The 12,734-nt window shown below is 39.7% G+C and carries 11 protein-coding genes and 1 pseudogene; 4 read left to right on the forward strand and 8 right to left on the reverse strand.

The window, feature by feature from the left end; translation table 11 throughout:
• Positions 1–77: pseudogene (locus C1642_RS19790) on the reverse strand (nuclease); the annotation flags it as partial.
• A gap of 145 nt (positions 78–222) precedes the next feature.
• Between C1642_RS19790 and trmB the strand changes: the two are divergent.
• Both trmB and C1642_RS16555 read left to right on the forward strand, forming a co-directional pair.
• The gene (gene trmB / locus C1642_RS16550; protein WP_000020860.1) at positions 223–939 is read left to right on the forward strand and encodes a tRNA (guanosine(46)-N7)-methyltransferase TrmB; all 717 of its coding nucleotides are present in this window, start codon (positions 223–225) and stop codon (positions 937–939) included.
• Between the two features lie 171 nt (positions 940–1,110).
• Positions 1,111–1,737: a glutathione S-transferase family protein gene (locus C1642_RS16555; protein ID WP_103236600.1), complete on the forward strand. Its 627-nt coding sequence runs from the start codon at positions 1,111–1,113 to the stop codon at positions 1,735–1,737.
• Positions 1,738–1,747: 10 nt separating this feature from the next.
• Here C1642_RS16555 and C1642_RS16560 read toward each other — a convergent pair whose 3' ends face one another.
• The 5 genes from C1642_RS16560 to C1642_RS16580 all read right to left on the reverse strand — a co-directional run bounded on the left by C1642_RS16560 (position 1,748) and on the right by C1642_RS16580 (position 6,975).
• The gene (locus C1642_RS16560) at positions 1,748–2,527 is read right to left on the reverse strand and encodes a Rossmann-like and DUF2520 domain-containing protein (protein WP_103236601.1); all 780 of its coding nucleotides are present in this window, start codon (positions 2,525–2,527) and stop codon (positions 1,748–1,750) included.
• Between the two features lie 86 nt (positions 2,528–2,613).
• A complete protein-coding gene (locus C1642_RS16565) occupies positions 2,614–4,029 on the reverse strand; it encodes an OmpA family protein (protein WP_000026487.1) in 1,416 nt (471 codons plus the stop codon).
• 213 nt (positions 4,030–4,242) lie between these two features.
• Positions 4,243–5,478: a dihydroorotase gene (locus C1642_RS16570; RefSeq protein ID WP_000029362.1), complete on the reverse strand. Its 1,236-nt coding sequence runs from the start codon at positions 5,476–5,478 to the stop codon at positions 4,243–4,245.
• Between the two features lie 12 nt (positions 5,479–5,490).
• Positions 5,491–6,507, reverse strand: a complete 1,017-nt coding sequence (locus tag C1642_RS16575) for an aspartate carbamoyltransferase catalytic subunit (protein ID WP_000546639.1) — start codon at positions 6,505–6,507, stop codon at positions 5,491–5,493.
• A 123-nt stretch (positions 6,508–6,630) separates the two neighbouring features.
• A complete protein-coding gene (locus tag C1642_RS16580; RefSeq protein ID WP_000654266.1) occupies positions 6,631–6,975 on the reverse strand; it encodes a hypothetical protein in 345 nt (114 codons plus the stop codon).
• Between the two features lie 238 nt (positions 6,976–7,213).
• Here C1642_RS16580 and rlmKL point away from each other — a divergent pair, with 238 nt between their 5' ends.
• Positions 7,214–9,418, forward strand: a complete 2,205-nt coding sequence (gene rlmKL / locus C1642_RS16585; protein ID WP_001098022.1) for a bifunctional 23S rRNA (guanine(2069)-N(7))-methyltransferase RlmK/23S rRNA (guanine(2445)-N(2))-methyltransferase RlmL — start codon at positions 7,214–7,216, stop codon at positions 9,416–9,418.
• 26 nt (positions 9,419–9,444) lie between these two features.
• Here the strand turns inward: rlmKL and C1642_RS16590 are convergent, their stop codons facing one another.
• Positions 9,445–9,861, reverse strand: coding sequence for a hypothetical protein (locus C1642_RS16590; protein ID WP_001060738.1), 417 nt, complete (start codon positions 9,859–9,861; stop codon positions 9,445–9,447).
• A gap of 268 nt (positions 9,862–10,129) precedes the next feature.
• Here C1642_RS16590 and C1642_RS16595 point away from each other — a divergent pair, with 268 nt between their 5' ends.
• Positions 10,130–10,618: a CinA family protein gene (locus tag C1642_RS16595; protein WP_000941316.1), complete on the forward strand. Its 489-nt coding sequence runs from the start codon at positions 10,130–10,132 to the stop codon at positions 10,616–10,618.
• 56 nt (positions 10,619–10,674) lie between these two features.
• Here C1642_RS16595 and clpB read toward each other — a convergent pair.
• A partial coding sequence (clpB, locus tag C1642_RS16600; protein WP_103236602.1) for an ATP-dependent chaperone ClpB occupies positions 10,675–12,734 on the reverse strand: 2,060 nt, incomplete at its 5' end.

A 12,734-nucleotide genomic window follows, 5' to 3' on the forward strand; every position in this document is an offset into this window, starting at 1 on the left:
TGAGCAACAGAACTATATGAAAATGCACCTAATGCACTTAAAAAAACCGAAAGTGTTTTTAATTGAAAAGTTTTCATGAGTAAAAATGTTCATGTGAGTTTTAATTAGCCTCTTAGATTAAATATTGATCATGACATCTACATGAAGAAAAACACCGAAACATTTGACTTGACCACCTGAAGACTTAAAATACCGCATTTGAATTTCAATATTGCCAAGGTTATGTCGATCGATCAGTTAGAAACGCAAATTGCAGAATTGGACAATTTGCCTGAACACCGTGAAATTGTGACGTTTATGCGTCGTTCAGCCCCACTCAATACGTCTCAACGCACGGCTTTAGAACAACATCGCGATTTAATTTTGGAATATCCCGTGGGTGACTTACGTCAGCACTTCGAGCATCCAGAGCGCCCTTTAACTGTTGAAATCGGTTTCGGTATGGGCCGTTCTTTAGTGCTTATGGCTAAAGCGAACCCTGAACGCAACTATGTGGGTATTGAGGTTCATGTACCGGGCATTGCTCAATGTGTCTATGAAGCAGGTATGGCAGAGCTTAAAAATTTACGTGTACTCGATGCTGACGCAATTCAAGTTTTACGTGAAATGCCTGACAACAGTATCAACTGCGTACAACTTTACTTCCCGGACCCTTGGCAAAAGAAACGTCATTTCAAACGCCGCTTCGTTATTCATGAACGTATGCAATTGGTTGAACAAAAACTTGAGCTTGGTGGCACATTCCACGCTGCAACAGACTGGGAACCGTATGCTGAGTGGATGTTAGATGTTTTAGACAACCGTCCAAACCTTGAAAACTTGGCGGGTAAAGGCAACAGCTATCCTAGACCAGAATGGCGCCCAGTAACTAAGTTTGAACGCCGTGGCATTGAGTCAGGTCATAAGATTAATGACTTTATCTTTAAGAAGATTAAGTAAGAAACAGGGCTTAGTAACAAACTAGGCCCTTTTCATTTCAATATTAAAAATTAAATAAACCTATAACTTATCTTGTCCATTTTTCTGACTAATTAAAGATTGCCAATTGAACTCAATCTCGTTATTTATAGGAAAGGTACTTGCCATACTAAAAAATACTAAGGAAAACGCATGTTAAAAATCTTAGGGCGTGATAATTCTATTAATGTTCGCAAAGTCTTATGGCTATGTGACGAATTAAATCTTACATATGAGAGAGAAGATTGGGGAATAGGTTTCCGCTCCGCTCAATCTCCTGAATTTTTGCAATTAAATCCTAATGGTCAAATTCCAGTGATTTTAGATGGGGACTTAGTCCTTTGGCAGTCGAATAGCATTATACGTTATCTGGCAAATGCATATGATAAAGACCATATACTCTACCCAACTCAAGCTAAACAAAGAGCTATTATTGACCAGTGGGTTGATTGGCAAGCTATAGAACTGAATAACAGCTGGACTTATGCATTTATGTCGCTCATTCGACATTCAGCCCTTCATCAAGACCCGAATTTGTTACAACAAGGTATTGATCAGTGGAATAAACAAATACAGATTCTCGATCAACAACTTGAAAAAACTCAAGCCTATGTTACAGGTACTGAGTTTACCCTAGCCGATATACCAATTGGGCTGTCTGTGCAACGCTGGAAAGCAACCCCTTTTGACCATCCAGCGCTTAAACATGTCGACCAATATTTTGAACGTTTAAATCAGCGTAAAGGCTTTTTAAAATGGGGCAATAACGGTCAACCTTAACCTCTTAAAATTAAGATGAGTGATGGCGCTTTACGATGCCATCACTTAAAAGTTGATAAACCTGTTTTAAATCATCTCGATTTGCTTGGGCTAATAAGCTTTGATGCATTACCAAGATATTCTGATCTCCTCGCATTGCAGGTCCTGTTTGCATTTGCTTTGGATCATTTTCAGTAGCTTTTTTTGCTGTTTCCAGAATTAATGGGTAAAGCAAGCCAAAGTCGACCTGCTCCGCATCTACAACTTGCTTTGCCATATCAAAACAATAATTACTAAAATTACATGCAAACACGGCTGCCAAATGCAAAGTTAAACGTTGTTTGGAGGTGTATTGATACACTCGCTTACTTAGGCTATTTGCTAAATCAGAAAGTATGACTAAATCGTCTTTATTGGTCGCCTCTACAAATAATGGTGTGGCTTTCCAATCAACATCTCTTTCTAAGCTAAATGTTTGTAATGGATAAAACACCCCTGCTTTTTCATGTACCTGACTGATGACTTGAATGTCTGTACTCCCCGAAGTATGAACCATAAGCGTTTCGGGAAATAACTCGTGTACCTGCATTGCAAGTTCAGTAATAGCACTGTCTGAAACAGCTAGAATAATTAAATCGCTTGGTTGAAACTCTTGAAGAGACTGACATGCTTTCGCTTGAATTTGCTCTGCAAACTTCTTGGTTTTCTCAAAATCACGTGCATAGACTTGTACGATGTTATGTCCCTTAGCCAAAAGTGTCTTTGCCAAATGGAAGGCAACACGCCCACTCCCTAACAAACTAATTTTCATGCCAACCTAACAATATTTATTTCTATAAAAAAAGCTTCTCAAAATGAGAAGCTTTTTTCAAATTAGAATTCAATAAAATCTGTTTTTTATTGAGCTACTGAAAACTCAATACGACGGTTTTTAAAGCGTCCTTCTTCGGTCGTATTGTCTGCAACTGGCTGTTCTGAACCATGGCCTTTAGCAACCAGTTTAGAAGCATCCACTCCTTTAGAAACTAAATAATCTACTACTGCTTGAGCGCGTCGTTGAGAAAGCGCTTTATTAGCAGCGGCATTCCCTGTTGAGTCGGTGTGACCACCTACATCTAATTTAACACCAGACACTTTATTTAAAAGGGTTGCTGCTTGATCAAGAATAGCTTTGTTATCTGCAGGTATGTCACTTGAGCCACTCGCAAAGTTAATAATTTGTAAATTAAGTGCTTTAACTAATGCGTTTACATCTACATTGTTCGGGTCAATTGCAGTTAAGGCTGTTTGTGAAGCACTTAAACTGTTGCTTACAGACTGTTCAGCTGTTTCTGGTGCTGAGGCAACAACTTCGGTATGTGGAACAAGTGCTTTTACTTTAGCAGTTAACGCTTCTAACGCTGCAGCATCACCTGCTTTCAATGTAATCTTGTCACCCACCCATTCTAAAGAAGCGTTTGGAATACCTTTTAATGCACCCAACACGCCTGCCAAAGCATCCTTATCGGTAAAAGCAGCCGCATAAGTTTGACTTGTATCAACATCACAATCTTTAGTAGCTGAAAAGACTTGTTTAACTTGAGTTTGTAATGTCGCTAAGAAACCTTGATCGCCAATTCCAGCCTGACACTGGCTCACGGCACCTTTATCATCGGTGCTTAAAGTTAAAGTAGCTGGAGCAGCCGCGGCCTCTACACCGCTTGCAGCTTTAGTTTCTGGTGCAGGTGTAGCTTCTTTATGCTGGCAAGAGCGCCACAACCAAGCAATTAATAACCCGAGAATAATGAGCGCAATAATGGGTAAAAAACCACGAGATTTACCCGTAGTCTCTGTTGCTGCTGCAAGTGGCGGTGCTGTCGATGAAGTTACAGAAGATAAACCAGCTCCAATACCTAATGGAGCTAATAAGCCCACGGCCCATCCTGGTAAATATGAACGGATCGTTTCAGCATGCTGACGTAAATAGTTCACAATACTTTGTTGATCATTTCCGGCAACGTCAGAAATTGCATTAAGGCTCGGTTTTAATGCGCTATTGAGGGTATTTTCGATTTCATTATTTGGTGCTGTACCGCTTAAATGGGTAAGCACAGTATTCTTAATTTGCTCATTATGAGAAAAAAGATCGGATAATGACGGAGCCAAACTGTTTTTCAATTGTCCTATAAGATCAGGTTTAGCAGCTAATAATGAAAGTAGAATTGGATAAAACTTAGATAAAGCGTTTGTTTTTTCGCCGAGGTATCCATCCTGATTATTTAATATTGTTGAAGATACTTTTTCTTTAAGCAGTTCTATAGGGTTTATCGACATTGGTTATTCTCCCGAATCTTATACGTCGTAACCAGCAACTTTTTGATTATTCAAATACTTCTCTTTGCTGATAGTTTTTTATTCTAATGCGCTCGAAATCTTTTGTTGTTTTTTAAATAATTTATATACAATTTTCCATCTAGTATTTACAAAACAGGCAGATCTTTATGATCTACCTGTTTATATTTTATATCGGCATTTTGCGGCTTAAAATTAAACAGCAAAAGTTTGTAAGACTTTACCTGTAAGCTTTTGGCCCAATAAAGGGGTATTTTTCCCTTGAGATAAAATAGTGTCTTTACTTACAGTCCAGCTTAACTCAGGATCTACCAACACCCATCCTGCTTCAGCTTGCCAACGAGCTGTCATGTTTGCTACCTGTGCAGGAGCACTTGTCACTTTAGTTACCCATTCTAAAGGTTCAAATAGACCTTCATTAATGAGCTGAATACCTAAAGCCACATAAGTATCAAATGCAGTAATACCCGGTTGAGTCTCTGCAAATGGAGCCATTTTAGCTGAACTGCTTAAAGGCTCGTGGTGGGTACAGATTGCATCAATTACACCTTGTTTTAGACCCTGGCGTAAAAGCTCTTTATCTTGCTCAGAACGTAATGGTGGACGAACATGTGCAAGTGAATTGAAGCCATCAATTAGTTGCTCAGTTAAATGTAACTGATGCATTGCTACATCGGCAGTAACCGGTAAACCTTTTGCTTTTGCAGCACGAATTAATTCGACCGAAGCGCCACAAGACAACAAACCAAAGTGAGCTTTGACACCTGTCGCTTCAATCATAAGCAGATATTTTGCAATCGCTACGGTTTCTGCAATTGCAGGAATCATTGGTAAACCTTGACGTGATGCAATAAAGCCTTCATGAGCACAGCCATCTTTAGCAAGTTGTGGCTCTTCAGCATAGAAAACGACGGTTAAACCAAGACCCGCAGCGTACTCTAATGTACGAACAACGACATCATCATTTTCAAAAGCAGCATTCGCATTTGAAACAGCAGTACAGCCACCCTTTTTAAGACCTGCCATATTTGCTGGTTGCTTACCATTTAGACCTTGAGTCTGGGCACCGATGATATGCATGTGAATACCACCATCATGCCAAGCTTTTTCAATTAAACCATGAATAAGCGCACCGTTGTCTTGTACAATCGGCTTTGAGTCTGGCGGCGTAATGACGTGCAAAATACCGTTAGCACGTGCAGCTTTACCTTCTGATTTCAACGTTCCATGCTGCTGTTGGCCCGGTTCACGCAAACGTGCACACAAATCAACCATAGTTGGCATTAACCATTTACCCTGACCATCAATAGTTTGTTCAACCTGATCGACTGGGGCAATGAGCTTACCGTCTTGAACATATACAGTTTGTACGCTGTCTGTTTTTTGGATTGGGTCTAACACACGTACATTTTCAATTTTTACAATACTCATGTGATCCATTCCTTACAACGCAATCGCTTCAATTAAACCTTGTTCTTGGAGTTGCCCTTGCATAGACAACGCTAGCACAGCCATACGAACTGCAATACCGTTAGTGACCTGTTTTAAAATCACTGACTGTTCGCCATCAGCAATACTCGAATCAATTTCTACACCACGGTTCATTGGTCCCGGATGCATAACAATACAGTCCGGTTTCGCCAAGCTAAGGCGCTCTTTGTTTAAACCGTACATTCTGTAAAATTCAGATTGCGAAGATAATGCTGGTGAATCGATACGTTCATTTTGAATACGTAAAGCAATAATCACATCACAACCGGTAATGCCTTCATCCATGTTATTGAACAAACGAACATGGTCGCCATATTCTGAAAAACCAACCGGTAATAAGGTGTTCGGCGCAATCACACGGATATCTTTACATCCGAGTGTTTGAAGTGCAGCTACATCTGAACGCGCAACGCGAGAGTGTTTAATGTCACCAATAATGGCAACACTCAAGTCTTCAAATGGTTTTTTCGTCTCACGGCGAATAGTGAGCATATCGAGCATCGCTTGCGTTGGATGGGCATGACGTCCATCTCCGGCATTAATAATTGCGACTTTCGGACATACATCTTTAGCAATGAAATGTGCAGCACCTGAAGATGAATGACGTACAACAAAAATATCGGCAGCCATTGCTTCGAGGTTCCAAAGCGTATCTCGTAAAGTCTCACCTTTTGACGTGCTTGAACGTGCAATATCAATGTTCAATACATTGGCAGACAAACGTTTTGCTGCTGCTTCAAAAGTAGTACGAGTACGGGTGGAGTTTTCAAAGAAGAGATTCATAACCGTCCGACCTTCTAAAAGCGGGCGGTTAATTAAATTATTATTATCATCTAAAAAGCTTTGCGCGGTATCTAAAATCTTAGTGAGGTTTTCTTTTGAAAGGCCCTCAATCGTTAAAAAATGTTTTAAATTTCCGTCTTGATTGAGCTGAACCTGGCTCGGTTGATGCAACGCTGCAATATGCATAATGGATTCCTATGGGTCGAATCGCGAAAACGTGCATAGTGTAGCTGAATTCCGTTCTTTTCGCAGAAGAACTTTACAGAATAAGGCCCTAAATTGACCAGAAAATTTAGAGCCGTGCTCAGATTACCTTAAAGCACCAATATAATGATGTGGAACTTGTGCCCGATAAATGTCTTCGGCTGTGATTTCTGATTCTTCACTAGTTTGAATACTTACTGTCATTTCTTTTTGAGACTGCTCTGATATTGAATCAGTCAATACCATTAATCGTTCAACACAGCGTTTTAATTCATCATCTTCTGCTTCTAGTGCCAGTGCAATTACATATTTCGCATAGTCTTTATTTTGAACAACGTACATTGCATCTATCACCCGTCCCGTTACTCTGCGCATACGCACATAAATTTGGGTAGCTAGTGTGAAAGCTTCTGCATTCGCTATAAAACCATTCCCCATCATATCTTTCATTTATATTCCCCTATGTATTCAAATCATGAAATTGGTTAAAAACCATCAATAATGATTAATTAAATAAGTTTTATTTCGAAAGATTTAGCAAAATACATACCAGTTTTTATATTTTAAACTTTAAAAATCAATTTATTGGTTGCCAAGTGATAGGTTGCAATAATTTAAAAACTTTTAGACACCAAAATACGTTAAACTTTGCATCGTTAATATTTATATGTTTTGGTCAATCGAGTTTATGAATACCTCTTTACGTTTAAACCACTATTGGATTACTTGTGCTGATGGTTTAGAAACCCTCTTACAAGAAGAAATAGAACAGCTTGGCACCAAAGTGACAGAACGTAAAGCAGGACGTTTAATCATTGAAGGAACGCTTGAACATGCTTACCGTATTTGCATGTGGTCACGTCTTGCTTCACGTGTTTTACTTCCAATTCATACTTATGAACTTGAACGTACCCACGATGCACGTGATGTAGCAGAAGAGCTTTATGAAGGTGCAATTAGTTTTGATTGGTCACTTATTTTTGCACCACAAAGTACCTTTGCAATTCGCTTACACGCAGAGCGTGAAATTAAGGTAAATACGCAGTTTGCTACCCTTCGTGTAAAAGACGGTGTTGTTGATTCCTTTATGGAAGCTGTAGGTCGCCGCCCAAGTATTGATACCAAACAACCGGAAATTACATTATATGTGCTTGCGGGCAAAACCGAGCATACCTACTGTCTAGATTTATCTGGTGATTCATTACATAAACGCGGCTACCGTCGTTTCATGACAGATGCACCAATTAAAGAAAACCTCGCAGCGGCAATTTTGCAAAAAGCCAAGCTTCAGGAACGTAACCCGGAAATCGTACTTGACCCAATGTGTGGTTCAGGCACATTTATTATTGAAGCGTTAATGATTTTAACTGATCGTGCGCCGGGTCTTGTACGTCGTTTTGGTTTTAATGGCTGGCATGGTCATGACCGTGAACTTTGGCTTTCACTCAAAGCGGAAGCAGCAGAGCGTCATGAAAAAGCACTTGAACAACCGTTACCTAAGTTTTATGCATACGATGCTGACTGGGAAGCTGTAAAAGCAACACGCGAAAACATTATTGCAGCAGGTTTTGAAAAGCTACTAGGCGATATTCAAATTGAAGAGCGTACTTTAGCAGACTGGCCAGATTTCGGTGCTGAAAATAAAACTGCTTTTATCGTTACCAACCCCCCATATGGTGAGCGCTTAGGTGACAAAGCTTCTAACCGTTCTCTTTACTTAGGTTTATCTGCCCTCTTACAAAAGAACTTCCCAAATCAATATGCAGCAATTATTGCCGCACAAATTGAACAAGCCGATGTTTTAGCATTTGAAGCACCAGAAACATTACGCTTAATGAATGGTAAATTACCGATTTATGTTCGTTTCGGTACAGTTAAACCTGAAAAAGTCACTCAACCATTCTTGGCAAACTGGCAAGCTCAACCTGTTGAAATGGAAGAAGCTCAAGACTTTGCTAACCGTTTGCAAAAGAACATGACTGCCTTGAAAAAGTGGGCAACCAAAGAAAATATCTATTGCTTACGTTTATACGATGCAGACCTCCCTGACTTTAACCTTGCTGTAGACTTATACGGCGACCGTTTACATGTTCAGGAATATGCACCACCTAAAAAGATTGATCCTGAAAAAGCAAAAAAACGTTTCAACTTAGCACTTGCTGCTATTCGTGCGGTAACAGGATTAAATCGCGATGCAATCTTTATTAAAACACGTGCGCGTCAAACTGGTACCAATCAGTACACCAAACAAAGTACAGCCAATAAACGTTTCATCGTTCAAGAAGGTAAAGCTAAAATTTTAGTGAACCTGACTGACTACCTCGATACAGGTTTGTTCCTTGACCACCGTCAAATGCGTTTACGTATTGCTCAAGAAGCACGTGGTAAGCACTTCTTAAATCTTTATAGTTATACATCGACAGCCAGCTTACACGCGGCTTTAGGCGGCGCAGCAAGTACAACCAGTGTAGATTTATCTAATACTTACTTGAGCTGGTCAAAAGAAAACTTCGTTTTAAACGGTTTAACGGTAGATCATGCAGACGAACAGCACATGTTCTTTGCAAGTGACTGTTTTGAATGGTTAAAAGAAGGTCATGAACAATATGATCTTATTTTTATTGACCCGCCAACATTCTCTAATTCTAAAAAGTTCCACGGTACTTTTGATGTGCAGCGCGATCACGTCTCTTTAATTAAACGTGCAATGAACCGCTTAACAAGTGAAGGTACACTTTACTTCTCAAATAACTATCGTGGTTTTGAGATGGATGAAGAGATCGAGGCTTTATATGATGTTGAAGAAATTACTTCTGAAACGATTGGACCCGATTTTAAACGTAATCAAAAAATCCACCGTGCATGGAAAATTCAGCATCCAGGGCTAAACTAATCTGAATTTGAAACAGGAAGTTATCATTACTTCACGGTAATGATAACTTCACCATGTACATTCTTTGACTCAAAATCATAACGCGTAAAACGATCAGCTCTTTCTGGCAGAGCAACCATTTCTAACTTTTTCTTCTCTTTTCCATCAATGACCTGATTTTGCTTTTGTTCTTGATAAGGCGATAACACACTTGTGCGCAGTGAATTCCATCGAACCTGCTGTAAATAGTTATCCCCTAGTGTTTGCCGAACTTGACGTTGCTCTATTTCTGGCTTCTTCGCATCATCTTGAGCTTTTGCAATAATTACGGGTAGAGCTGCCGTTACTGCTCCTGTTTGAGTTGCAAGCGCACTTTCATTCATAGGCTGTGCAGCCCATAGATTCGTCGGTAATACCGCTATACAACTTAAAATTCCCAGCACACACCCTTGCTTATTGTTCATCATGTTCATCCTAAAATTGTTATTGTTTGTTATATCGAATCAAACTAACAAGTTTTTAACCTTGTCGCAATGTTATAAAGAAACTTCCCGATAATTAGCATTGATCATTTTAAAACCTGAAATTCTTCACAGGCTTTTTGTGAATATTCAAATAGTTTTATAGATTTTTATCTTAGACTTGAACCATACCCTTAGATCACTTAACGTGATTTTATAATTTATTTGTAGTTAGATTTATTCATAAATAAACACCATACGAGGTGGAATAATGCTTCAGCAATGCTGTCAGTTATTAGAAGACCGTTTACTTAAAGTTGCATTTATTGAAAGTGCCAGTTCAGGTTACTTAACCAGTCAGTTTTCGATTCATAAAAATAGTGGTGCTGATATTTTACTGGGTGGATTAGTCAGTTATGACCCCAGTATTAAAATCAGTGTTTTAAAAGTTGATCCAAAGTTAATTGAAACCTACACAGCAGAATCGCCACAAGTAACTGAAGAAATGTGCAGGCTTGGTCAAACCCTATTTCAACAAGCTGACATTGTTGTGAGCTGCACAGGTTTATTAAAACCTGGCGGAAGTGAAACCACGGAAAAACCTGTAGGTACTTTCTTTATTTGTATTTCTTATCTAGGACGTATTTATCATTATCATTATTTTTTATCAGGTCATGCCGAACAAAAACTTAAAACTCTCACACAGAAAGTAGCAGATTCAATTATTGCGCTTATATCTTCAAATCAGCATAAAAGTTAAATATAAAAAAAGAGAATATGTTTCCATATTCTCTTTTCGGTTTTAGCAGAAAAAACTTAGCTGAGTTTCAGCTTATCAAACACTAAGTGACCATTTTCGCCTTTAACTAAAATGGTATCACCCGCAACAAAGTCACCTGACAAGATTTTTTGAGCTAGTGTATTTTCAACCTGTTGTTGAATTGCACGTTTCAATGGACGCGCTCCGTATACAGGATCAAAACCAGCGTCAATCAATAAGTCAAATGCACTGTCATCTACAGTTAAACTCATATCACGATCAACAAGTCGTGAGCGTAAGCGGTCCAACTGAATATCGGCAATGCCACGAATCTGTGCTTTTTTGAGTGAATGGAAAATCACCAGCTCATCAATCCGGTTAATAAACTCCGGACGGAAATGCTGACTTACCGCATTCATTACAATAGTACGCACTTCATCATCAGTTGCACCTTCACCAAGTTCACGTACATCTTGTGACCCCAAGTTCGATGTCATCACAATAACCGTGTTTTTAAAGTCCACTACACGACCTTGTGAGTCGGTTAAGCGTCCATCGTCTAACACTTGTAGCAAGATATTGAAGACATCTGGATGCGCTTTTTCAACCTCATCAAACAACACTACGCTATATGGTTTACGGCGAACAGCTTCGGTTAAAACACCGCCCTCTTCGTAACCTACGTAACCCGGAGGCGCACCAACTAAACGGCTGACAGAATGTTTCTCCATGAATTCACTCATATCGATACGAATCATGGCATCATCACTGTCAAACAAGAAGTTAGCTAAAGCTTTAGTTAACTCAGTTTTACCTACACCTGTTGGTCCTAAGAACAAGAATGATCCGCTAGGACGATTCGGGTCAGACAAACCGGCACGTGAACGACGAACTGCATTCGATACCGCAACAACTGCTTCATCTTGCCCAACAACACGGTCATGTAAAAACTCTTCCATATGAAGAAGTTTTTCACGCTCGCCTTGCATCATTTTAGCAACCGGAATACCTGTTGCAGCACTAACGACTTCGGCAATTTCATTTTCAGTTACTTTTGTACGAATGAGTTTTGGCTCTTCGTTTTCTTCAGCAACTTCATCTTGTTCAAGTTGTTTTTGCAACTCTGGAATTACACCATATTGCAAACGTGCTGCTTCTGCCAAATCGCCTTCGCGCTGAGCTTTTTCAAAAGCAATACGTGCTTTATCAAGTTCAACCTGAGCTTGTTTAGTGCCTTCTACCAATGTTTTCTCAGCTTTCCACACTTCTTCCAGATCGTTGTATTCTTTCTCGACTTCAGCAATCTGTTTTTCAAGATGAGTAACTTCGGCCTTACTGCCTGCGTCTTCATCTTTTTTCACCGCTTCCAATTGCATTTTCAACTGGATTAAACGGCGGTCAAGTTTATCAAGTGCTTCTGGCTTAGAATCGATTTCCATCTTAATACGAGAAGCTGCCTCATCAATCAAGTCAATCGCCTTGTCCGGTAATTGACGATCTGTAATATAACGATGAGACATTTTCGCCGCAGCAATAATCGCTGAATCTAAAATCTGTACGCCATGGTGAGTCGCATACTTTTCTTTCAGACCACGTAAAATCGCAATGGTATCTTCTACACTTGGTTCATCGACCAGCACTTTTTGGAAACGACGCTCCAAGGCTGCATCTTTTTCAATGTATTGGCGATATTCATCTAAGGTTGTTGCACCCACACAGCGCAACTCACCACGAGCCAACGCAGGTTTTAACATATTACCTGCATCCATCGCACCATCACCTTTACCAGCACCAACGAGCGTATGTAGCTCGTCAATGAATAAGATGATTTCGCCTTCGTGTTTCGCCAAATCTTTTAAAACAGCTTTTAAACGTTCTTCAAACTCACCACGATACTTAGCACCTGCAAGCAATGAACCTAAATCTAACGATAAAACACGTTTATTCTTTAAGCCTTCTGGTACTTCACCATTAACAATACGTTGTGCCAAACCTTCAACAATAGCGGTTTTACCTACCCCAGGTTCACCAATGAGTACTGGGTTATTTTTAGTACGGCGTGACAAGACCTGAATGGTACGGCGGATCTCATCATCACGCCCAATCACCGGATCAA

The sequence above is a fragment of the Acinetobacter sp. AKBS16 genome, from assembly GCF_002899995.1.
In the GTDB taxonomy this organism is placed as follows: Bacteria; Pseudomonadota; Gammaproteobacteria; order Pseudomonadales; family Moraxellaceae; genus Acinetobacter; species Acinetobacter baumannii.